Consider the following 23,149-nt stretch of genomic DNA (forward strand, 5'->3'; position numbering starts at 1 on the left):
GTCTTAGCCCTCCCTTGGTATCAGCTTATCAAGTATTAAAGCCATTTGTCGCTTCGTATATTGATCAATTGTATAATGTCTTTTGAGCGCCCAACGACGAAACGCCCACATTTCACCGATAACCATGATATCGTGTGCCATCAATTTTACTGTGTTTTCATCTACCGAAAGAGTTCCATCTTCCATTCCTTTAATTAAGATATTTTCAAAAATACCTGTAATCTCTTCTTCTTTTTGCAATACATAAGACATGAGTTCTTTGGGAAGTGATTTAGCTTCTTGATAAATCAACACAATTAATGAGCTCATTTCATCCACTGTATAAAACAGGTTTTCCACACACTTTCTAAGCGAATCACGTGCAGTATCCGATTCATACAATGACTTTCTAAGTCGTGTTTCCAGCTCTGTATGGATATACTCACAAACGAGATATAAAACATCCTCTTTGCTTTGGATATATTCATACATCGTACCAATCGATAATCCACAAGCCCGTGCAATCTCACGAGTTGTGGTTTTATGGAATCCTTTTTTTATAAATAAACGTACGGCTCCCTCCACAATCTGTTGCCTTCGTTCTTTAACCAAGCGTTGGTCTTTGACAACAGAGGGAATGACAGGGGGATTGCGTTTCACAGTGATCACTCCTTCTTTCCAAACAAAATCCGATTCAACCAAATCCGAGCTACCTGATGGGGAACCTTTCTCCGAAGTGCTACTTGCTCCAATTCTGCTTCAAATTCTGGTTTTTTCATCTCCTGTTTTAAAAATTGATAGAAACTATCCTCAAGTAATTCCAAAACCTCTTGTCGCAAGTGATTTTGTCTACGCTTCACCCATTCTCCTGTTTCCTCCAAATGTTGGCGATGCTTTATGATTTGAGACCAACATTCCGATATTCCTTGATTTAAGGAAGCAATCGTTTGAACAATCGGCGGTCTCCATTCCCATTGTTGTAAATCGAGTAGCTCTTCAATTTCTGTAACTAACCGATTGGCTCCAGATAAATCCGCTTTATTTACCACAAATAAATCAGCAATTTCCATAATTCCAGCTTTAAAGACTTGGACAATATCACCCGCTCCGGGGTTAAGCACCAATAATACTGTATCTGCTAAGTGCATAATCTCTAATTCTGCTTGCCCTACACCTACGGTCTCGATCAATACAACATCAAACCCTGCTGCATCCAATACACGTACAGCTTCTCTGGTTGATCGCGAAAGCCCACCTACATTGCCACGGCTACCCATACTTCGAATAAAAACATCTGTATCCAAAGCATGTTTAGTCATTCGAACACGATCCCCTAACATAGCTCCACCTGTAAAAGGGCTGGTAGGATCAACAGCAATCACTCCTACCGAAAGCCCAACTTGTCTAATTTTTGTAATCAAACCATCTATCAATGAACTCTTTCCTGCTCCAGGTGGGCCAGTGAGTCCAATCAAAAAGGTTTTTCCGGTTTCAGGAAATATCTTTTCTAACAACTGATTTTTCTCTGGGGATCCATCTTCAATTTTGGTAATCAGCCGGGCAATGGTTCGTTTATCTTTTTGTTTAAGTAAACGAAGCCATCCATCCATAAGGCATCTACTCTTTCATCAAATAATTAGAAATGACTAATCGTTGGATTTCATTGGTACCTTCATAAATTTGTGTTATTTTAGCATCCCGCATCATTCGCTCGACTGGAAACTCTCGGGTATAACCATAACCTCCAAAAATTTGCACAGCCTCGGTTGTTACTTTCATTGCTATATCTCCAGCAAAGCATTTGGCCATCGCTGATGCTTTACCGTATGGAAGTCCTACCGTTTCACGCCAAGCTGCTTGATAAGTAAGTAGTCTTGCCGCTTCAATTTGGGTTGCCATATCAGCTAATTTAAATTGAATGGCTTGCAGCTTACCAATCGGTTTTCCAAATTGCTTACGTTCTTTGGCATAGGCTAAAGCATGATCCAGTGCACCTTGGGCGATTCCGACAGCTTGAGCTGCTATCCCATTCCGTCCACCATCTAATGTCATCATCGCAATTTTAAATCCGTCTCCTTCATTACCTAGACGCTGACTTTCGTGAATGCGACATTGATCAAATAAGATTTCTAATGTTGGAGAAGAGCGAATACCTAACTTCTTTTCTTTCTTACCAAATGAAAATCCAGGTGTTCCCTTCTCTACAATAAATGCAGTGATTCCTTTATGTTTTTTCTCTGGGTCTGTTACTGCAAAAACAACGTAAATTTCGGCATCCCCACCATTGGTGATAAAAATTTTACTTCCGTTTAAGATATAGTAGTCCCCATCTTTGACTGCCGTCGTTTTCATTCCTACTGCATCAGAACCAGATCCGGGTTCGGTTAATCCATAAGCTCCTAACATCTTTCCTTCGGCTAATGGACGTAAATATTTCTCTTTTTGTTCAGGATTCCCGAAATGATAAATAGGCCAACTCGCTAGTGAAATATGTGCCGATAATGTTACCCCAGTCGAAGCACAAACACGAGAAAGTTCCTCTACAGCAATCACATAACTAAGAAAATCGGCGCCTCCACCCCCTAACTCCTCAGGCCAAGGAATCCCAGCCAACCCTAACTGACCCATTTTATCAAAAATCGAACGATCAAATATTTCTTGTTCATCGCGTTCACTGGCTGTTGGTTCTACTTCTTTCGTAGCAAAATCACGAACCATTTTTCGCATCATTTCATGCTCTTCACTTAAGCGAAACTGCATTTGGCATTCTCCTATTCTGTTAGTCTTTAAAGAGTTCATTTGCAATAACGATCCGTTGAATCTCATTGGTTCCTTCATAAATTTGTGTTATTTTAGCATCACGAAATAGGCGTTCAACTGGGAATTCTCTGGAATAACCATATCCACCAAAGATTTGAATTGCTTCTGTCGTTACCTGCATGGCTGTATCTGCTGCAAAAAATTTCGCCATCGCTGCTTCTTTTTTGCACGATTTACCTAGCTGTTTAGCCTCTGCAGCTCGATAAACTAGGAGACTTGCTGCTTCTATTTGCATAGCCATATCGGCTAGTTTCATTTGAATAGCTTGATGTTTAATAATAGGCTTACCAAACTGTGTGCGTTGTTTAGCATAATCTAAGGAATATGCTAGAGCCGCTTTAGCAATACCTAATGCTTGCGCGCCGATCCCAATCCTACCACCTGCTAAATTAGAAAGGGCTATTTCATAACCTTGTCCTTCTTCTCCTAAGAGATTTTCCGCTGAAACGACAGCATCTTCAAAAATTAGCTCACATGTATTTGATCCACCTAAGCCCATTTTCTTTTCTTTATTGCCGATTTTGAACCCAGGTGTATCTCGTTCAACAATAAAGGCAGAAATTCCTTTAATACCTTTAGAAGGATCTGTTACTGCAAAAGTGATATAAATATCAGCTTCTCCTGCATTGGTAATGAATACCTTATTCCCATTTAAAATATATCGATCTTTATCTTTACGCGCTTGTGTTTTGATAGCAGATGCATCTGATCCCGCCTGTGGTTCGGTTAATGCGAACGCGCCAAGGTATTTTCCCTGGGCTAGAGGGATCACATATTTCTTTTTTTGTTCCTCAGTTCCATAGTTTAGTATTGGAAGGGTAGCCACCGAAGTATGAACAGCTAATATAACACCAACAGTAGCACTTACACGGGAAATCTCTTCAAGTGCACGAATATATGATATAAAATCGGCTCCAGCTCCACCCCATTTTTCCGGTATAGGAATCCCCATCAATCCTAACTTCGCCATCTTATGAATCACATCACGCGGAAATTGATCATCTGCATCCATCGAAGAGACATAAGCTTGAATCTCCTGTTCAGCAAAGTCACGTACCATTTTTTGCATGGTGTTCTGCTCTTCGTTCCATACTAGTTTCATTGTAATCTTTACCTCCGGTGCTACTCCATTATGACTTGATTACAGTAGAGCTCTCTCTCTAACTTAGCCTCTTGTTTTTACGTTCACATTCACCTCATTTTTAGACCTTTAGCAACTATCTATTCATACACATAGAAACCACGACCACTTTTTCGTCCAAGCCAACCCGCTTTCACATACTTACGTAGAAGTGGACATGGGCGATACTTACTATCAGCAAATCCTTCATATAAAGTTTCCATGATGTATAGACAAGTATCTAGACCGATAAAATCAGCTAAAGTAAGAGGGCCCATAGGATGGTTCATGCCTAGCTTCATCACTTGATCAACAGCTTCAGGAGTAGCAACTCCTTCATACACTGTATAAATTGCTTCATTGATCATTGGCATCAATACACGATTGGATACGAAACCAGGGAAATCTTGTACTTCAACCGGTTGTTTCCCCATTTGAACCGCTAAATCGTGCACAGTATGAAATACATCATCAGATGTAGCAAGTCCCCGGATCACCTCGACAAGTTTCATCACAGGTACTGGATTCATAAAATGCATTCCAATCACTTTTTCAGGTCTTTTGGTTACAGCAGCTATTTCAGTAATGGGAAGTGAAGATGTATTACTAGCCAAAATGGTATGTGAAGGACAATGTACATCTAACTCTCGGAATACTTCAGACTTTACTTTGATATTTTCTATAATAGCTTCAATCACGATATCGGAATCCGCTGCAACCACTTCGATTTTGGAGGTGGTTCCTATCCGTTCTAAAATTTCCACCTTTTTTTCTACACTAATTCTTCCTTTTTCTACACTACGATCCAAGTTTTTCTGAATACGTTCGATTCCTTTATCCAATTGGCTATCAGATGCATCCATCATTACTACCGAATAGCCCGCTTGAGCTGCAACCTGGGCAATTCCACTTCCCATTTGACCAGCACCAATTACACCAATCTGTTTGATTTCCAAAACATCTCACCCTCTACTTAAAGTTATCCTTCTATACTTAAAGAGAAAAGCTAATCCTACATTTCTACTCCAATGAAGACAATATGCAGAAATTACCCATCTACTTTGACTAAAATCGCATCTCCCTGTGCAGCCCCACTACAAATCGCTGCAATTCCTAAGCCACCACCACGGCGCTTTAGCTCATGAATCAAAGTAAGTACGATTCTTGCACCACTCGCTCCAATCGGATGACCTAAGGCCACGGCTCCACCGTTTACATTTAGCTTCTCAAGATCAATCCCTAAAATCTTACTGTTAGCTAGGGCTACTGCGGCAAATGCTTCATTGATCTCAAATAAGTCGATTTGCTTTAGATCCACATTCGTCTTTTTTAATAATTTTTGTATGGCATAGGCTGGTGTGATCGGAAAGTTTTCTGCTTCCATCGCCACTTGCGCATGACCCAAAATCTTTGCCATCGGTTTAATACCTAGCTCTTCAGCTTTTGCTTGAGTTGAAACAACAAGCGCGCAAGCCCCATCATTTACTCCAGGTGCATTACCAGCCGTTACACTTCCATCTGCCAAGTAAGCTGGCTTTAACTTCGAAAGTTTTTCTAAGCTCGTATCTCTTCTTACCGATTCATCCTGATCAACTACTATTTCCTTTCTTTTTTCGTTAACGGTAACTGTAGCTATCTCTTCCGCCAAACGACCCGCATCAATAGCCTCTGCAGCTCTTTGATGACTACGTAATGCAAACTCATCTTGCTCTTCTCTGGAAATTTCATATTTTGCTGCAATTCGACTACCATGTACAATCATATGAACATCATGAAAAGCACACCACAACCCATCATGAACCATTAAATCGACTAACTGCCCATCACCCATACGTTGTCCAAAGCGAGCCGTCTTCAAAATATAAGGAGCACGACTCATATTTTCCATTCCACCAGCTAAAATTAGACTGGCATCTCCAGCCCGAAGAATCTGATCTGCTAAAGTAATACTTCTTATTCCTGAAGCACAAACTTTATTTACCGTTTCAGTTCCTACTTCCCAAGGCAAGCCCGCTAATCTAGCTGCCTGTCGCGAAGGAATTTGACCAGCTCCTCCTTGTAATACCATCCCCATAATAACCTCATCAACAAATTCACCTGATAACTTAACACGGTTCATAGCCTCTCTTAAGGCAATCCCACCCAACTCAACGGCTGGAACATCCTTAAACACTCCACCAAATTTACCAAAAGGAGTTCTTGCTCCTCCTAAAATAACGGATTCCTTCATTTAAAACCCTCCTTCTACTGAGCGCTCGGTCGGAAATAAAACATGTAAGCGCCTTCATATATAAGGGTACACTAGTGATATTCCATTGGCAATAGTCAAAATAGAATATGTTATTATCATAATTAAATTTACCAAATTAATAACATAATCAAAAACATGTATACCCAATTCCTATGCTAAAATAGAAATGAAGATTCAACCACTCCTTTTAGCCAATGGAGAACTCATCCATTTTATATTTGAATTTGTTATATCAATCAGTTGCTCATCGCTTCCTCACTCACTCCCGTCCCATATCAGCCATAGAGTTTCTAAGAACTTTGCTCTTAGAAACGCTTGTCCTTTTGGGAAAAGTCGATCCTACACCAGGAGTGATTTAGTCTTTGAATCGAATTATGCAACAGGCTTCTATGTAAAAGCAAAGTCTTATCATTCACTTATAGTGCTTACTTTAATCTATTTGATATAAAGAGAGGAGTGCAGCTAGCTACAAATAGAAAAGATGCCCGTTCTGTTATAAGCTACCCAACTCATTTTGTTTGAGTACATGCAAATCGGCATTATTCTATTTATCTCGTAGCTATTGACAATGAGAAAAATTCCTATTTGGACAGGAGGACTAAGCATCCTTCTTTTACTGTCGGGATGTGGTCAGACAACTCCATCAACCCAGACGACAAAAGTAGATATTGTAGTTCCAGAACAACCTAAAGAAAAAGCACCTGAACAAAAGAAGTCGGAAGTATCCAATCCACAACCACTACCACCCACTCAACCAGCTCCAAATCCGTCTCCAACGTACTCGGTGGATACAAAATTACAACAAGCTAATGATATTGCCCAGGCAATAAAAAATACTACTCAATCAGTCCATGACTCAGCACATTTGCGGAGTGGTCCAAATATTTCTTCCGGTAAAGTAACCCATGTACCAAAAGGGGCACAATTATATGTTCAAACTGCACAGGTAGATCCGACTGATTATCGAATCTGGTGTTTTGTGACTTATAATTCCTATCAAGGCTGGATATCATATAAAACGTTAAATCCAAGTTATTATTTACAATCCAACTATAAAAAAGATTAAAAAAGCTGATCCAAGGATAATTCTATCCGTTGGATCAGCTTCTTTACATCGAGTCTTTCTTTGTCCAAGAATCTGTCACGATCTCATATAGGCTTTATATTTTATTTTTTCTTCTTTTGACATAAAATCAAGATGGAATAAAACAAGAAAGATAATACATTAGGAAAATGATTCGACATTTTAATAAATTTTTCTTTTGGAAGGGCTTAAAGGTAAGCTCTTTCTGTATTTTTTCCTACAAGGTTTTTATTTCTTCCATGGAGCAAGAAAAAATATAATCATCCAGGAGTGTTAATTAACCAAACATAGGTAAGAAAGGGATGGCATTTTTCGACTCAGTCGACCTCATGCCCCACTCTACGGGATAAGAAGTTCTAAGAGGCAAATCCTATAAGAACTTCTATCATTTCTTACCTAGCGGAAGTGAATGGAATCCGATGGGCTTTTAGCGCAATGACTTCCACGTGTTACTTCCATACGGCTCCCAGCGTTCCATCTGATGGAATGAGCGGACTCGGACTCATCCTTGCCAGACATCATCAGTCACGTGGCGAAAACATGCCCTCACTTCATTCCAATATGATGCAAATCAACAGCCCTGATAATCATCAGTATAGATTTGTTAAAGTTCATTTTTAAAAGGAGTACTTTTAACTATGCAAAACACTCCGACTAACCATCATCGCAAATGGAGACTCTTCTTTGGTTTTTTATTGATTACTTTATTTCTAGTAGGCATTATCTATCTTTCAATCTTACTCGATTGGCAAAAAATTTGGATACAAGCCAAACAGTTATTTTCCTCTGTCGAGTCTCTACGAAGCTTCATTTTAGGTTTTGGTGTTTGGGCTCCTGTTGCCTTCTTTGTCATACAAGTATTACAAGTAGTAATTGCTCCAATTCCGGGTGGAGCCACTGTAGTTGTAAGCGCTTATCTTTTTGGAACCTTAGGTGGACTAGCTTTAAGTTTAGCAGGAGCCGTAACAGGCTCGATCATCGTATTTCTCCTAGGAAGATACTGGGGCAGACCACTAGTGATGAAACTAGTTGGCCCATCTATTTATAATAAATATATAGGTGTATTTGATCGGAAAGGCTTACTACTCTTTATTATTTTCTTACTCCCTTTTTTACCAGATGATGCAGTTTGTGCGTTAGCGGGGCTTTCTACGATTTCGTTTCGACGTTTTTTTATTCTAGTACTTATTGGACGTCTACCGAGTATGTTTGTTACCATTCTCATTACTACAGGACTTTTAAAAGGTTCTTTGGTGCTATGGGTTACCATCGGAATTATTGTACTTCTTTCACTAGGAATTGCTTACTTCTATCGCAGCCATATTGAGACTTGGGTTTTGTCTAAAAAAACAGAGAGAAATTAAAAACCACCTGTTTTCTATAAACAGGTGGTCTCTTTTTGGATATCTAATCTCTATTCGTCCTAGTGTACAGCATTGGTAGATTGGTCATCTTGATCCCAATCGATAGACATGGCCAAAATTTCCACAACATCCATTGTTTGTACTTTTTCCTCAACTTCTTTTGCTTTGGTACCATCTGATAACATCGTTAGACAGTACGGACAAGCGCTTCCTATAACGGTAGGATTCACTTCCAAAGCTTGTTCAGTACGAGCTACATTAATACGTATTCCTTCTGTCTCTTCAGTCCACATTAAACCACCTCCAGCACCACAACACATACCATTCTCTCGATTTCGTTTCATCTCTACGAGTTCAACCCCTGGTATGCTTTTAAGGATATGGCGCGGAGCATCATAAGTTTGGTTATAACGACCTAAATAACAAGAGTCATGATAAGTAATCCGCTCTTTTACTTCTTTAGTTGGTTTAATCCTTCCTTCACGAATCAACTCTGCCAAAACTTGAGTATGATGATAAACTTCTGCTTCTAGTCCAAGATCAGGATATTCATTTTTAAAAATATTAAAAGCATGTGGATCAATCGTAATAATTTTCTTCACTTTATGTTTTTCAAATAAAGATAAGTTATCCATAGCAAGCTGTTGAAACAAAAACTCATTTCCTAAACGGCGAGCTGTATCCCCTGAATTTTTCTCTTTATTTCCTAGAATAGCAAATTTCACACCCGCATGATGCAAGATCCTTGCCAGCGCCCTAGCAATTTTTTGACTACGATTATCATATGATCCCATAGATCCTACAAAAAAGAGATACTCAAACTCTTTTTCTTCTTTTACTGTCGGAACAGGTACTTCTGCCTCTTTCTTCCATTGATCCCGTTCTTTTCGGCTTAAACCCCATGGATTTCCTTGTCGTTCAATATTATTAAATGTACGAGTAATTTCTGCATTCATTTTTCCTTCGGTCATAACCAAATAACGACGCATATCAATAATTTTGTCCACATGTTCATTCATCACCGGACATTGATCCTCACAGTTTCGACATGTTGTACATGCCCATAGTTCTTGTTCTTTAATGACATCACCAATCATTTGTATCGGGTATTCAGAAGTACCACCTTCTGTGCTTGCCCCTAGACTAAGCGCTGCTTGATTTGCTCCTGCAAATGCAAACGAGGGAACCCAAGGTGTATGAGATGTAATTGCAGCTCCTTTAGTAGTAAGGTGATCCCGTAATTTAACAATCAGATCCATCGGTGATAACATCTTTCCTGTTCCCGATGCAGGACATACATTCGTACAGCGACCACACTCTACACATGCATACAAGTCTATCAATTGTTTTTGATCCAAATCCTCTATACGTCCTGCTCCATAAGTTTCAACACTTTCATCTTCAAAATCGATCAGTGAGAGTTTGGCAGGAGGTTGATTTCTTTTTAAAAATACATTGATAGGTGCTGCCAACAAATGAAAATGTTTTGATTGTGGCACATAAACTAAGAATGAAAAAAGAACTAGAGCATGAACCCACCAACATACATAAAATAAGATTTGCCCAGTTGTAACTCCAACAAAGCCAAACACCATCGCCAACAAGGAAGAAATAGGTGTATACCAACTTAATTCACCATGGTGCCAAGCGATTTTCTCAAAGGTAGCTGATAACAAAATAGATGTTAATAAAGAAGTAAGAAAAATAATAACTAATCCAGACTTAAGACCACGTTTTAAACGAGGTAGTTTTTCGATATAACGTCGATAGTAAGCATAAAGAGTTGCTAAAAGGACGAGGAATACCGTAACTTCCTGAACAAAAGTAAAAACTTGATATAGAGTTCCCGGTTTTTCAGAAGTTGGACCCATCAACCCTTTAATAAATAAATCAATGGCCCCAAATTGAATCATAATAAATCCGTAAAACATCACTATATGCATAATTCCACTTTTCTTATCTTTCAATAACTTCTTTTGTCCAAATACATAAACCAGTATATCGTGAAGCTGTTGTTTCCAATCAATGCGAAATTCTGCTGGCTTACCCAGTCGTATAAATGTATAACGACTATAAATAATATAACCAAATAAGTAAAAAGCATATGCAGCTACGACTAAAAATACGACTAAGTTCATCCATGCTAGCATGGACATAAAGCATCCTCCTTTTCCAATTTCCCTACTTTTGAATACGCTTCCAATTGTTTGTTTTGCCATATGATTTAATATTATTTTATCACATCATGAATGAATGATCATTCATATTTTATTTAAAACATATTTAAATAATTTTCTGATCATTATCCATCGACTACCCCCCATTTATGTAAATTTTTATACACTTTATAACCTCCTCCCTCTTTAATCTTAAGAGTAAAACATTTTTAGCTTTTAGTTTTTAGGAAAAGAACCTCTCACAGCAGAGCTTAAGAAGTTCTATTGATATAAAAAAATTCTACTTGGTAAATACGATTTCTTTTCCAAGATAAGCGATCATCTTATCACCCGCATACTCCAACATTTCCTCAATTAATTCTACACCTTCTGGACTATTAACCGTTATTTCAAATGCTTCAGGGCTTTCAAAATAAATTTCACTTTTTAGAGAATAATTAGGCTCTGTTTGGCTTTGCTGTTGTTCGTCTGCAGGAAATAAATAAGTCACTTCTACTTTAACAATCCCGTTGAGTTTTAATATACGAGGTACATGATGATCATAGTAAAATTGCTCAAATGACTCGAGATCAATAATGTCTTTATATAGGACAATTAACTTATACAAAATGACACCTCTCTCTATAATATGCGAACTTTATCTCTGATAAGTAAAAAGTTGGTTTAGCAAGAATAATGACTTTTATAACCTTTTATTAGGCAAAAATATAATATCACATAATAATAAAATTGTTATCTATTTTTTCCTAAAAAGTAAAAACACAGGTTTTCTCACCTGTGCATAAATTCCTCTACTTCGAACCCCCTGAAGAGACCCAATCAACTGCTAATTGCTTGCATAGTAGCTATTTCTATGCTTTTCACGTTGCAACAATTCTTGAACAAAATAAGATGCTACATCAGGAGCCAAGCTTCCAGGACCAAACCCAGCATCATATCCTAACTCTAAAGCAAGCTCATGACTAATACGTGGTCCACCACAAATCAATATAAAGCGATCACGTAATCCCTCTACTTCTAATAAATCTACCAGTTCTGTTAAGTTAGTAAGATGAACACCCTTTTGAGTAACGACTTGAGATACCAGAATAACATCTGCATTTAATTCGACTGCTTTCATGATCAACTCTTCATTAGGAACTTGGCTTCCTAAATTATAGGCATCAATCTCTGGATAACGTTCAAGTCCATACTCACCATTGTACCCTTTCATATTGATTATAGCGTCAATCCCAACTGTATGTGCATCCGTTCCTGTACAAGCTCCTATAACTACAAGCTTTCGCCCAATCTTATCCCGAATAAACTGATTAATCTCATAAAAGTTCATCACTTGACTTTTTACTTGAGGTACACGGATTTGGGTGAAGTCGATAGTATGTTGACATTTTCCATAAACGATAAAAAAAGTATAGTTTTCGCCAAGATCTTTCATATGATAAACTTGAGGATCATCGAATCCCATTTTCATAACAAGCTGTCGTGCCGCTTCTTTTGCCTCAAGACCTGCTGGAACAGGTAAAGAAAAGCTAAGTTGTACCATCCCATCGTCAAGTGTATCCCCATATGGTTTAACTCGTGTAAGATCGGCGTTCATAGGCTGCTCCCTCCCGCTGTGGAAGTTTGAGTCTTTCCCGCAACTCATCTTCAAAAGGGTTAAAGTAATCATCTGTGCGCTCGATGACACCATCTAATCCTTTTCCACCTTCCAGTGACCGTTTTACATCCGCTAACATACCTTTTTCTAGTGCAGCAAATAAACCGATTTCCTGTACTTCTTCCAGCATCATGACTGCTTTATCTAGTACTTCTTGGGCCCTCTTTTCGATACGGCCACCTGGTTTAAAATAGATTTCTTCACTCAAATGCCGAGCATTATTAAATATATATTGCGCATTCTCAATGGCTAGTTGCCGATCATGAATATGAGGAGTATGCATTGCCTCTGTCATCATACCTAAAAGTTGAATACCTTGCCCTGTCAAAACACTTACTAAATTAAACATGGCATCTTGAATATGCCCTCGAAAAATATTTCCTGTCATATGTTTAGTAGGGGGCATATATTTCAAGGGGGCATCCGGGAAAATTTGTCTGGCCATTTGAGCTTGGGCGACTTCTAGTAAGAAGCCATCTTCAATTTCTGGGTTTATTTCAAAAGCATGCCCTAACCCCATCTGCTCAGGCGGTAATCCAGCAAACTTAGCAAATTGTTCATTGATAAATTGGGATGCAAGTACCGTATGAGCTGCTTCTATAGCATCAGCTGTAGTCAGATAGTTATCTTCTCCGGTATTAATAATAATACCAGCATAACTATTAATCATTCGTGAGAATGCTTGATCGATCAATGTTCGCTGCATATTAATATCTCGAAACAAGATTCCATATAAAGCGTCGTTTAACATCACATCGAGTCTTTCAAGCGCTCCCATCGCAGCAATTTCTGGCATACATAATCCTGAGCAGTAATTACAAAGACGAATATATCTGCCCACTTCTTTACCAACCTCATCTAATGCTTGTCGCATAATGCGGAAATTTTCCTGTGTAGCATAGGTACCACCAAATCCTTCCCGTGTAGCACCGTAAGGAACATAGTCAATTAAACTTTGTCCTGTACTACGAATTACAGCAATAATATCGGCTCCTTGACGCGCTGCTGATTTTCCTTGAACTACATCTTCATAGATATCTCCTGTGGCGACAATAACATATAAGTAAGGTTTTTTCCCTTCTCCCATCTGCTTAATCATCGTATCTCGCTGCAAACGGTTGGCCGCGATTTTATTTAATCCTTCCATGGCTAACTTTTGTCCAGTATGAACAAGTATAGGATAATCAACTAAAGGAATTTCGGTTAAGTCAATGGATCCTTGTGCAACTCGTTCTGCTACTTCTTGTGCACTTTGTTCGAGATAAAGCATAGCACCAATCATACGAGTGGCTACACCTTGACTCAATTCACCTTTTTCTAAGAGATGATCGACAACGACATTGGGGAGAGGAACTCCCTCAGCATCCACTCCATCGACTCCCATTAAACGAAGTACTGTTCGTTCAACTGCTACTGTGGTCCGTTTTGCTATAAATTCATCCATATCTTTAGCAATCACTTCAGCAGCCTTTCGCGCTCGTTTAATCTGAGCTTGGTCCAGTTTTAGTTTCTGTTCCATCGATCAATCCCACCTCGCTTTTTAATCGTTGCTTAGCTTGCGAAATAATGGCTTGTGGTAGTCCTAATAATTCTGCAATACGTATGGCCTGTTGGGGTATTGTATCTGTAACTCTTAAAGGTAGTAATCGGTAATCCATATGCTTATGAAGCTGTTGAATCATTTCTTGAGTGGAATTGCCATTATAATTAGGAAGCGTTTGTAAACCTGCAACGCGATATCCTTGCACTCCTTTTACATGAAGCACTTCCCGATAGTGTGTAACATGGATAGAAAAAAATTCTTTATTCATTAAATATTGAGTAACCGCTTCTGAAATGGATGAACCTTCTATTGGATTCGTTCCTCTACCAATCTCATCTAATAAGAGCAGTCCCGGACCAGTTTTTTGAAAGCAAAGAGTTAATCTTGCTATTTCTGCTCCAAAACTACTTAAGCCTTTTTCCCAATCTTGTCCATCCCCTATAATGGATTTGATCCAAGGAAAAAGTGGCAGACAACAGGATTTGGCTGGAACGAAAAATCCAAATTGTGCTAGTGCTACATTGACTCCAATGGTTTTTAGAGCAGCTGTTTTCCCCCCCATATTCGGACCGATAATTACAGTAACTCCTGACTTAATCGATACCTGAATCGGCATAAACTCGATATTCCATTCACGTAGCTTCTCAGCCATAAGTGGGTGAAAGCCCTCTTGAATCTCCAAATGTCTTTCCGAGTAGGTTGGTTTACTTCCATGCCAACTCTCAGCTGCTCGAATACGTGCCCACTGTAGATCGAAATGAGTTATTTTTTGATGTGCATAACGGAAAAAAGGGATAGCAGAACGAAAAGTCTTAGCAAGTTGATTGAGTACTTTTTGCTCAAGTCTAGCAATTTTTTCATTCAACTGATCTAATTCATGTTCTATTTTCTCTTGTTGTTTTGATGGCTTAAGTTCAAAGTAACGATCATAGGTTGTTTCACGAATCAACTGTAAATCATTGATTTGTAACATCTTTTTCTCTTGCTGTGATCCCCTAATTGCTATCCATTCACCAAAACGATTGCGTCGAACTTGTAATTGCTCTTCGATGATTTGAGCTCTACTTTCTCTCTCACATAACTTCTCTCTTTCCAAATGCGCTCGATTCTCACGAGCAGCTTTTAAAGCTGGGTCATACTCATCCGCTATGCTAAATGTAGAGCGTAGCGGATGAGACGGATTTAGATGCTGAAGTAAATTTGCACATGTCTCAATCTCTACTTTATTGAAATAAAATGAGTTATCGATTTCCATTTCAGTTAAAAGGCGTGCCCAAGCTCGGCTATACCATAAAAATTGTTTAATTTGAAACCACTCCGTTAAGCTTGGAACATATCCACTTTCTAACTGCAAAATCAAATCTTCCACATCTGGGATTTGCTGTAAGATCGACTCAAGCTGCGCTACCTGTTTAGGATAACGAACCAAATGACTTTGAATTACCTCTTGTTCTTCTAACAATTGCTGCCAATCTGATTCTTGTCCAGGTAAAAAAGGTGTTAATTTCTCTTTCGCTTTTTTTCCCATCGGAGTCCATGGTTGAAAGCGTAATAAAAGCTGATCAAGTTGTAAATCTTGTTTGCTCTTCTCATCGATCCACATCATTTTCTCTCCCAAATTCTTTAGAGATTATCTAAACCGTTTAAAAATCGATTCCTTTACAAAAGCGATTTGCTTCTTTCACATAGAAATCATCCTTGCTTTTCAATCATATAACATAGTCTCTTTAAAATACCTTGATCCCTTTACTCACGAACTAAATTAACAATAGGTAGTGGTGAACAAATAGGTGTTAACCTTTCTTTCAACTCTTCATGGTTAAACGAAAATCCATCTGGTGATACAGGATTAATCGCCAAAAATAATAAATTGATCGACTTTAATACGTTGATTTTGCCACCACTACGGTAAAACTGTCTTAATGTTGCTAATGAGACAAACAAATGTGTTGCATCTGGGACATAGATATGGAGATGGGGACTTTTCTGGAGTAGAGCACGAAGATTATGATCAGTAAGTGCTCCTGAAACAATGAGTCCTTCATATTTACTCAGACTACTTATTTCTGACTGCGTCATTGGGAGTAGTGATGAATATGATAACGCTTTCCATCTTTCACTCGATTTTGCATATAAACAATTTTCTTCGATCGCTTTTTGCATAAAGAGATGGACTTTTTCATCTTCACAAGCAGGTAAACGAAATAGATGAAGGGTTTCTTCCACTTTTGCTGCGATCTTCTGTAGTGAATGACCCATACTAGCTCCCACTACAAGAACCGAAGCATCTGTCACTCCTGGACTTGCTGAAACTCTGCGGTCATATGCACCATCTACCAGTACAAGATCTACTCCCCATCTATCCATCTGTGATAGCACCTTTTGAATTCCTGATAGCGTAGGAATTCCTGCAAGTTTAATATAAGTATCCTGCTTAGCCTTAGCTAAATAAATTTCACCAAGGATACTATGAATCCCTGTATGACACAATACTTCCCAATTTCCGGCTTGTTGATCAAATAGGGTATTCGCTGTTGCTACAATATTACCAGTTGATACATAAATTGGAGGTTTAGGAAGACCACTCCAATGATCTCTTTCTTCTCCATCTACACCAATGCTAACTAGCCCTAATCGCAAGTGATCTTTTAATTCCTGAACCAATGCATGACATACAGTGGTTTTTCCTGCATTTTTGGATAACCCTATAATGGAAAGAGAGCGAATGGATAATCGGGTAATCTTTTTCCACAAATCATTCATTTTGTTTAGGAATGTTCCGCCTTTTCTTCTGTTGCAGCTAATTCTACCGTGGCTTTATTCTGCTGTTGAACGCCTACACGTCGATCTTCACGTGTTAGTTGCTTAGGCTCAAGATTGATTCGCTCATTGCTCATCAATGCAGCAATTCCTACTTGGTCACCTGCTTCCTGACAATATTCACAATGGTCTGAGTCATGCGGCTGATAATTCTCTGGCTCTGGATAACTGGTAATAACTCCTTCAAAATTGCGGAGTATTGTTTTGTTTGCGCTTTGTGAAAGAATATAATTAGGGGAAAGAGGTATTTTTCCTCCACCACCTGGTGCATCAACCACAAAAGTCGGAACAGCATACCCTGATGTATGCCCGCGTAAATATTCAATAATTTCTAGTCCTTTAGAAACTGGAGCACGGAAATGCCCGATCCCCATGGATAAATCGCATTGATAAATATAATACGGACGAACACGAATTTTCACCAATTCATGCATTAATTTTTTCATCACATGCGGACAATCATTTATTCCTGATAAAATAACAGCTTGGTTCCCTAATGGAACCCCTGCATCTGCAAGCATTTCACAAGCTTTTTTGGCTTCAGGAGTAATTTCTTTTGGATGATTAAAATGAGTGTTCAACCAGACTGGATGATACTTTTTCAATATTTGACACAGATTTTCTGTAATACGTTGCGGAAAAACGACTGGAGCACGCGTCCCAATCCGAATAATTTCCACATGAGGGATCTCACGTAAATTTTTAAGTAAATATTCTAAAATCCGGTCATTAACAAGCAATCCATCCCCGCCTGATAAAAGAACATCTCGTACACTGGGGGTATTACGAATATATTCAATACATGCATCCATTTGTTTTTTTGGTACACCCATCCCGATTTGTCCTGAGAAACGTCGGCGAGTACAATAACGACAATACATGGAGCATTGATTGGTAATCAAAAATAGGACACGGTCTGGATATCGATGGGTTAAACCGGGTACAGGTGAATCAGTATCTTCTAATAAAGGATCATCCATATCAAAAACGGTTCGATTTAACTCTGAGGAAATGGGAACAGACTGCAAACGAATCGGGTCTTTGGGATCATCAGGGTCCATGAGAAGGGCATAGTATGGGGTAATATTTAGTGGAATGGTCTGTTTCGAAATTTTAACTCCTTCCAACTCATCATCTGTTAGATTGATCACTTTACTTAGATCATCAAAGTTACGAATCGTATGGGTTAGCTGCCATAACCAATCATTCCACTGCTCTTCCGTCACATCTTTCCACAAGTCGATCTTACGCCAATCTCTACGCATAAGTATCGCTCCCCCTTTTATCTCAGATTACTCCTCAAATAACTATTTATCATACTTGAATCCAATCCGATTAATTGCTCCTAAGCCAATTCGATTCACTCACGTGTTCGTGATACAGGAGTGCCGATGAAGCAATATATTTTTTACCTAGATGCATATCGAGAAACAAATAATTCCTTTATCTTTGGTGACTCTCGAAAAATATTAAGTGTTAACTCCGCATGCCCCTGTCCATATCCATTTCCAATCATCATTTGTACATCTTTCCCAACCCCTTCTGCCCCTAAGGCTGCAGCAGTAAACTGAACAGCCATGCTAAAGAAATAGATAAGTCCCTGATCTCTTGTTGCTAGAATAGCTGATAGTTCCGTATTAGGTACATTTACACAGTTAATGGTTAAGTCAGCTAACTTTCCATGTGTGACACGATCAACTACTTCATGGACTGCGATTGGATTCGTTGCGTCTACTTGGATTACTTCATGAGCTATATTTAGATTTTGTATCTCGCGACAAGCTTGCTCATTGGCTTCTAGTGCAATGACTTGTCCTTCTTTTCCCGCTTCCTTCCATGCTTGATATAGACAAAGCAATCCCGATTTTCCGCCTGCTCCCATCACTAATACGCGTTGGTTAGGCTTTACTAATCGTTTTGTCTGTAGTGGTGCTCCACATACATCCAGAGCAGCTAGTGTTACTCTTTCTGGTAAATCATCAGGTAAGATTGCATAAGGCGCAGTAGCAAAAAGAATGGCTTTACCACTGACTTCCACTTGTCCTGTCTGTAAATCAACTTGATGAATTGCTTCCAAGCTAAGTGGAGTAAGCGTTAACGAAACAAGGGTTGCAATTTTCATCCCTACTTGTATCTCATGATTCGGATAATGCGATCCAATGCTGGCCACACGCCCTATTAACATTCCGCCAGACCCTGTCACGGGATTATGCATTTTACCTCGCTCTTGAATGATATTCCAGATTTTCTCTTTAATCCGTATAATGTCTCCCTGTGCCTCTTCTTTTAACTGTGTAAATGAAGCAGAATCAATATTCAAACGTTCTACTTCAATACAAAGTTCATTTTCATAAATACTTGGGTCTGCATCAATTTTCCATGCAGGCTGTGGCAATACTCCCTGTGGCTCACGTACACGATGAAGCCCATAAGGATGACCGAGATGTCTAGAGTCTTTCATTTGATTTTCACCTCCTCACCCCCGTAATTATGCAAAAAGTATGCCAAAAAAGATATCGGTCATTTTTTTTCGAAATAGAGAGTTACCAAAAAAAATAGATCATCACTTTTTCATTGATCTGTCTTAATCTTAGATGATACGACTCACATCGTTCTTACACATCAAATAATGTTTTTATATGATGTAGGCATCTTTAGGAACCGATTCTCACAGGAGAAAACAAAAAAACTGCCAAATTTTCGGCAGCCTTTATCGAATTCGTAGCTTTTTTATCTTGTATTGGAGTGTTTGACGTGGAATCCCTAATTTTTCAGCAGCAAGCAAGATTTTCCCATCACATAAAGTTAAAGCTTTTTGAATTAATTGTTTTTCCACTTTGGATAACAGATCAGGAAGTGTTTGTGTATCAGACCACTCTAATTCTAAAAAATCAGGTTCATTCATTTCTAAAGAAGCGAAGTGAGTTGGCAGATGTTCTATTTTTAATTCAGTTTCATTGGTTAGATGTAATGCACCTTCAACTGTATTTGCTAACTCCCTCACATTACCAGGCCAGTCATATCTTAAAAATAATTCCATCACTTCATCCGAGCATGTTTCTATTTTATTTGCAATTTTCCCCTTCAAAGTACATATGAAATATTCCGTTAATAGAGGTATATCTTCTTTACGTTCACGTAAGGGAGGTAATTGAATCCGTACAACATGGATTCGATAATATAAATCTTTACGTAATCTACCTTCCTTAACGCTAACCAACGGATCTTCATTTGTAGCAACAATGATGCGAACATTAACAGAGCGGGTTCGTGTTTCTCCAACTCTCCTAACAATCCCTTCTTCCAGTACACGAAGTAGCTTTGCTTGCAAATCAATAGGCATAGCATGAATTTCATCTAGAAATAAAGTTCCACCATCTGCTAACTCAAATAAACCAGGACGATCTTCTGCACCTGTAAAAGCACCTTTCACAGTACCAAATAATAAACTTTCAAGCAGTGTTGAAGGAATAGCTGCACAGTTTTGAACCACGAAGGGGCCCTTTTTTCGTGGCGAGCTACTATGAATGGATTGAACAAATAACTCTTTTCCTGTTCCTGTTTCGCCAACAACAAGCACAGGTGAAGAAGAAAGAGCAACTCGTTTGGCTCGCTCAATCGCTTGTATCATTAAGGGATTTTGGGTAACGATATCTGTAAATTGGTACATCCTCCTCTTTTGGATTTTTTTGGACTTAGGCTCATGAATTTGCTCTTGTAACTTAATCACTTTTTCCGATAGTTCTTTAATTTTTGTAATGTCTTTGGCAATTTCTACAGCTCCTATAAGTCTCCCCTTTAAGCGAAGTGGCAATGTTTTATTCACAGTTGTAATTTGTTTTCCTTGGATATTCTGATAAGTTTGCTGTTTTTCATTAATGGCATCTCCGGTTTTTAACACTTTGAGTAGGGTACTTGTCTTTTCAGTTAAAGAGGGGAAAGCTTCTAAGACATGCTTCCCTAAAACCTCATGGACAGGTAATACATCGAGTACAGAAGCAGCACGATTATAAAAGATTGTAAAACCACTAGCGTCAACGATATGAATTCCTTCATCCAAACATTCCAATACTTCTTCAAACATCGTCTCCCTTGTCTCTAATACCCATTCCTCTTTATACACTGCTGGAACTCCTTTCTTCTGCCCAAAATCTGTCACAAAAGACGAAAATTCGCCACTTTTCAACTTGTAGACAAAGCTTTCTCGTATGGAGGTTTGTCAGCAGTCTCATTGATGACTGATTTCACTTTGCTTTTTCGGCAAGATTTTCATTGATCCCTTCCTTTTTTATATAGGTCACTTTCTAAAAGATCCATTAGCTACTCACTCTTGTAGCCGTAGCTTAGCTAGCGTTTTTAGAACTATGCTCTTCTCCCTTTGAGGAAAAGTCGAACCTACACAAAAACGATTCGTGAGCTCCTTCAGAAGCGATTCAGGCTTTTCATCCATTTATTCAACATGGTTAGCTAGTTAGTCAGCTTCCATAAAGGCCTGTGCTTCAATCCTTCTTACTTTCCATGTACCTTTTTCTTTTTCCCAAACAATTAAACGGTTATATGAATCATTTGTTTGTTTCGTTTTTCCATCTTGATATTGAAGTGTAATTTCTTGAGAAATATCAATAAAAACACAAATATTTTCCCCTTGTACATAGCTTGTTAATATTTCCACTTTTTTTGGTTGTTCCAATACCGTATTGACACCCACTTTATTTGGTTGATTGATTTCCTTTAGTTCATCTACCCGGTGATCAATAAATTGTGAATGAAGAAAAGAATTCGATTTTCTTCGGTATTTTTCAGATTGTTCCTGATCATAGGAAAAATAGACTGAAGCAAATTCAATAGACTGACTTTTAATTTTCTCGATTTCTTCTGTTGCTACTTTTATTTTGGCAATGGGTTTAAACTCTTCCGGTTCGGCTACTGTGGAGGAATCTGGTAAAGAAGGGGTATTTTTATCATATTTATACCAGATCCAAATCACTACAATAGCCAAGAAGATCATCAAAATATAAGGGGGTTTTCTTTTCCACAAAGGTATCACCACCTTCTAATCAGGGGCTTACTCATTCACTCCATAAATAGGATGGCTATAGTAGCTCGGATCAAATTTACTACGGTTACATGGCACTCCTTTGCCAATGAATGGAGTCGTATCAATACGATCACGATCCTGATTCATATGTACTTCAAAATGCAAATGAGCCTGTGTTACATCCATACCATTTCTCCCTACTTCTGCAATTTTTTGACCCTTTTGTACATAGTCACCTACTTTTACCAAGACTGATTTAGTTGGCATATGTCCATACCAAGTAGTTAAACCGTTTCCGTGATCAATTCCTACATACCACCCAAAACCAATCGGATCTGTTGAGGTCATCGGATCTGGTTTAGAAATATAGACGCGCCCTGCTTCCGCTGCAAAAATCGGTGTACCCATTGGAGCTGAAATATCAACTCCTCGATGATAATAGGTTCCTCGATTTTGACCATAAGGTGAAGAAACACATCCACCCTGCTTATGTACTCCACCGCCAACTTGAACTGGCCATAACATTCTCCCACCCAATGATACAGGCTTTCCAGATCCTACAATCATCGTCGGTCCTACATATAACTGGGCTTGTTCTTCTATTTTAGCTACTTTGTCCCATGATTTTGTAAAATAATCAACCATTGCACACGTAAGAGCACCATAATTGCCTACCTTCCCTTCTCTAACTTCTTTAACGGATTTCTTTTTTAGATCGTTCATACAAGCAGTGGGACTTCCGTTTTTACTGGAAGATTCGTGTTTCTGTCTATCACTGGCAAGCTTTTCAGCAATTGAAACCATTTTCTCCCGGACGTCTTCTAATTTCCTGAGATCTGCTTTCGTGTCCCCCATCCCTTTTTTATACTGATCATAATACATTGGTACTTTTTGAACATAATTTTGAGTCTCTGGAATAGCAGGTACTTCAGGTGGCTTCGGATTGCTCGTTGTTCCTGATACACGGGCCGGTCCTGCATTGTAAGCAGCCAATGCATAAATAAGGTTTCCTTGATATTTTTTCAAATACCTAGCAATCTCTTGAGCACCTGCGTGAATATTTTTGACAGGATCAAAGCAATCGCCATTAGGATCTAGTCCTGCTTCTTGGCAGTTTGCTGGCATTAAGTAGGGTAAGAACCCAGCGCCTTTCCGTATTTCTACGGTAGGTTTCCAAGAACTCCCCTCCGAACCGTACGTACACCTCTCGATGTATACGGCTCTCCACTTATCAATCTAGCTTCCAAAGAAGCTAGATTCGCTAACACTACTTTTGGATTTCTCATAGAGCCTCAC

19 protein-coding genes are annotated in these 23,149 nt (G+C 38.8%); 2 read left to right on the forward strand and 17 right to left on the reverse strand.

The genetic code is table 11. The features are described 5' to 3' along the window. Positions 1 to 3: 3 nt before the first annotated feature. The 6 genes from DL897_RS11710 to DL897_RS11735 form a co-directional block, all read right to left on the reverse strand. Positions 4 to 639 (reverse strand): TetR/AcrR family transcriptional regulator, encoded by a 636-nt coding sequence (locus DL897_RS11710; RefSeq protein WP_113659449.1) that lies wholly within the window; start codon positions 637 to 639, stop codon positions 4 to 6. A 5-nt stretch (positions 640 to 644) separates the two neighbouring features. Beyond that, positions 645 to 1,589 carry a methylmalonyl Co-A mutase-associated GTPase MeaB gene (meaB, locus tag DL897_RS11715; protein WP_113659336.1) on the reverse strand — a complete coding sequence of 315 codons (945 nt, stop codon included), beginning with the start codon at positions 1,587 to 1,589 and terminating at the stop codon, positions 645 to 647. Between the two features lie 7 nt (positions 1,590 to 1,596). Next, positions 1,597 to 2,739 carry an acyl-CoA dehydrogenase gene (locus DL897_RS11720; RefSeq protein WP_113659337.1) on the reverse strand — a complete coding sequence of 381 codons (1,143 nt, stop codon included), beginning with the start codon at positions 2,737 to 2,739 and terminating at the stop codon, positions 1,597 to 1,599. Positions 2,740 to 2,758: 19 nt separating this feature from the next. Further along, positions 2,759 to 3,901 carry an acyl-CoA dehydrogenase gene (locus DL897_RS11725; RefSeq protein WP_113659338.1) on the reverse strand — a complete coding sequence of 381 codons (1,143 nt, stop codon included), beginning with the start codon at positions 3,899 to 3,901 and terminating at the stop codon, positions 2,759 to 2,761. Between the two features lie 119 nt (positions 3,902 to 4,020). After that, entirely contained in the window at positions 4,021 to 4,875 is an 855-nt protein-coding gene (locus DL897_RS11730) for a 3-hydroxybutyryl-CoA dehydrogenase (protein ID WP_113659339.1), read from the reverse strand. 92 nt (positions 4,876 to 4,967) lie between these two features. After that, positions 4,968 to 6,149, reverse strand: coding sequence for an acetyl-CoA C-acetyltransferase (locus DL897_RS11735; protein WP_113659340.1), 1,182 nt, complete (start codon positions 6,147 to 6,149; stop codon positions 4,968 to 4,970). A 589-nt stretch (positions 6,150 to 6,738) separates the two neighbouring features. Between DL897_RS11735 and DL897_RS11740 the strand changes: the two genes are divergently transcribed. Beyond that, complete coding sequence (locus DL897_RS11740; protein WP_113659341.1) at positions 6,739 to 7,236, forward strand: SH3 domain-containing protein; 498 nt, start codon at positions 6,739 to 6,741, stop codon at positions 7,234 to 7,236. A gap of 656 nt (positions 7,237 to 7,892) precedes the next feature. Then, the gene (locus DL897_RS11745; RefSeq protein ID WP_113659342.1) at positions 7,893 to 8,618 is read left to right on the forward strand and encodes a TVP38/TMEM64 family protein; all 726 of its coding nucleotides are present in this window, start codon (positions 7,893 to 7,895) and stop codon (positions 8,616 to 8,618) included. Between the two features lie 59 nt (positions 8,619 to 8,677). On the opposite strand, the gene DL897_RS11750 is transcribed toward DL897_RS11745, so the two are convergent. From DL897_RS11750 to DL897_RS11800, 11 genes are all read right to left on the reverse strand, one after another. Then, entirely contained in the window at positions 8,678 to 10,774 is a 2,097-nt protein-coding gene (locus DL897_RS11750) for a (Fe-S)-binding protein (RefSeq protein ID WP_113659343.1), read from the reverse strand. A 301-nt stretch (positions 10,775 to 11,075) separates the two neighbouring features. Beyond that, complete coding sequence (locus DL897_RS11755) at positions 11,076 to 11,402, reverse strand: EthD family reductase (protein WP_168188774.1); 327 nt, start codon at positions 11,400 to 11,402, stop codon at positions 11,076 to 11,078. Between the two features lie 219 nt (positions 11,403 to 11,621). After that, entirely contained in the window at positions 11,622 to 12,392 is a 771-nt protein-coding gene (gene kamE / locus DL897_RS11760) for a lysine 5,6-aminomutase subunit beta (RefSeq protein ID WP_113659345.1), read from the reverse strand. Then, positions 12,367 to 13,971 (reverse strand): lysine 5,6-aminomutase subunit alpha, encoded by a 1,605-nt coding sequence (kamD, locus tag DL897_RS11765; protein WP_113659346.1) that lies wholly within the window; start codon positions 13,969 to 13,971, stop codon positions 12,367 to 12,369. The genes kamE and kamD overlap by 26 nt, the downstream gene beginning before the upstream one ends. Further along, on the reverse strand, positions 13,934 to 15,598 hold the full coding sequence (gene kamC, locus DL897_RS11770; protein ID WP_168188775.1) for a lysine 5,6-aminomutase reactivase ATPase KamC: 1,665 nt from the start codon (positions 15,596 to 15,598) through the stop codon (positions 13,934 to 13,936). Before kamC ends, kamD begins: the two co-directional genes overlap by 38 nt. 143 nt (positions 15,599 to 15,741) lie before the next feature. Continuing rightward, positions 15,742 to 16,758 carry a lysine 5,6-aminomutase reactivase subunit KamB gene (kamB, locus tag DL897_RS11775; RefSeq protein ID WP_113659348.1) on the reverse strand — a complete coding sequence of 339 codons (1,017 nt, stop codon included), beginning with the start codon at positions 16,756 to 16,758 and terminating at the stop codon, positions 15,742 to 15,744. A gap of 5 nt (positions 16,759 to 16,763) precedes the next feature. Then, positions 16,764 to 18,080 carry a lysine 2,3-aminomutase gene (gene kamA, locus DL897_RS11780; protein WP_113659349.1) on the reverse strand — a complete coding sequence of 439 codons (1,317 nt, stop codon included), beginning with the start codon at positions 18,078 to 18,080 and terminating at the stop codon, positions 16,764 to 16,766. Between the two features lie 143 nt (positions 18,081 to 18,223). Further along, positions 18,224 to 19,276, reverse strand: a complete 1,053-nt coding sequence (kdd, locus tag DL897_RS11785; RefSeq protein ID WP_113659350.1) for an L-erythro-3,5-diaminohexanoate dehydrogenase — start codon at positions 19,274 to 19,276, stop codon at positions 18,224 to 18,226. Positions 19,277 to 19,525: 249 nt separating this feature from the next. Further along, positions 19,526 to 20,938 (reverse strand): sigma-54 interaction domain-containing protein, encoded by a 1,413-nt coding sequence (locus tag DL897_RS11790; protein WP_338067092.1) that lies wholly within the window; start codon positions 20,936 to 20,938, stop codon positions 19,526 to 19,528. Between the two features lie 348 nt (positions 20,939 to 21,286). Continuing rightward, a complete protein-coding gene (locus DL897_RS11795; RefSeq protein WP_113659351.1) occupies positions 21,287 to 21,853 on the reverse strand; it encodes a hypothetical protein in 567 nt (188 codons plus the stop codon). Positions 21,854 to 21,880: 27 nt separating this feature from the next. Continuing rightward, positions 21,881 to 23,089, reverse strand: a complete 1,209-nt coding sequence (locus DL897_RS11800) for a peptidoglycan DD-metalloendopeptidase family protein (RefSeq protein ID WP_338067094.1) — start codon at positions 23,087 to 23,089, stop codon at positions 21,881 to 21,883. Positions 23,090 to 23,149 lie beyond the last annotated feature (60 nt).

Source organism: Thermoflavimicrobium daqui (assembly GCF_003313465.1).
Classification (GTDB): domain Bacteria; phylum Bacillota; class Bacilli; order Thermoactinomycetales; family Thermoactinomycetaceae; genus Thermoflavimicrobium; species Thermoflavimicrobium daqui.

Excerpts from the sequence above, each read along its gene's own strand:
- kamC (WP_168188775.1), bottom strand. The coding sequence starts at position 15,598 with ATGTGGATCGATGAGAAGAGCAAACAAGATTTACAACTTGATCAGCTT.
- DL897_RS11750 (WP_113659343.1), bottom strand. The coding sequence starts at position 10,774 with ATGTCCATGCTAGCATGGATGAACTTAGTCGTATTTTTAGTCGTAGCT.
- meaB (WP_113659336.1), bottom strand. The coding sequence starts at position 1,589 with ATGGATGGATGGCTTCGTTTACTTAAACAAAAAGATAAACGAACCATT.
- DL897_RS11720 (WP_113659337.1), bottom strand. The coding sequence starts at position 2,739 with ATGCAGTTTCGCTTAAGTGAAGAGCATGAAATGATGCGAAAAATGGTT.
- kamE (WP_113659345.1), bottom strand. The coding sequence starts at position 12,392 with ATGAACGCCGATCTTACACGAGTTAAACCATATGGGGATACACTTGAC.
- kamD (WP_113659346.1), bottom strand. The coding sequence starts at position 13,971 with ATGGAACAGAAACTAAAACTGGACCAAGCTCAGATTAAACGAGCGCGA.
- DL897_RS11725 (WP_113659338.1), bottom strand. The coding sequence starts at position 3,901 with ATGAAACTAGTATGGAACGAAGAGCAGAACACCATGCAAAAAATGGTA.
- kamA (WP_113659349.1), bottom strand. The coding sequence starts at position 18,080 with ATGCGTAGAGATTGGCGTAAGATCGACTTGTGGAAAGATGTGACGGAA.
- DL897_RS11735 (WP_113659340.1), bottom strand. The coding sequence starts at position 6,149 with ATGAAGGAATCCGTTATTTTAGGAGGAGCAAGAACTCCTTTTGGTAAA.
- DL897_RS11740 (WP_113659341.1), top strand. The coding sequence starts at position 6,739 with ATGAGAAAAATTCCTATTTGGACAGGAGGACTAAGCATCCTTCTTTTA.
- kdd (WP_113659350.1), bottom strand. The coding sequence starts at position 19,276 with ATGAAAGACTCTAGACATCTCGGTCATCCTTATGGGCTTCATCGTGTA.
- DL897_RS11745 (WP_113659342.1), top strand. The coding sequence starts at position 7,893 with ATGCAAAACACTCCGACTAACCATCATCGCAAATGGAGACTCTTCTTT.
- kamB (WP_113659348.1), bottom strand. The coding sequence starts at position 16,758 with ATGAATGATTTGTGGAAAAAGATTACCCGATTATCCATTCGCTCTCTT.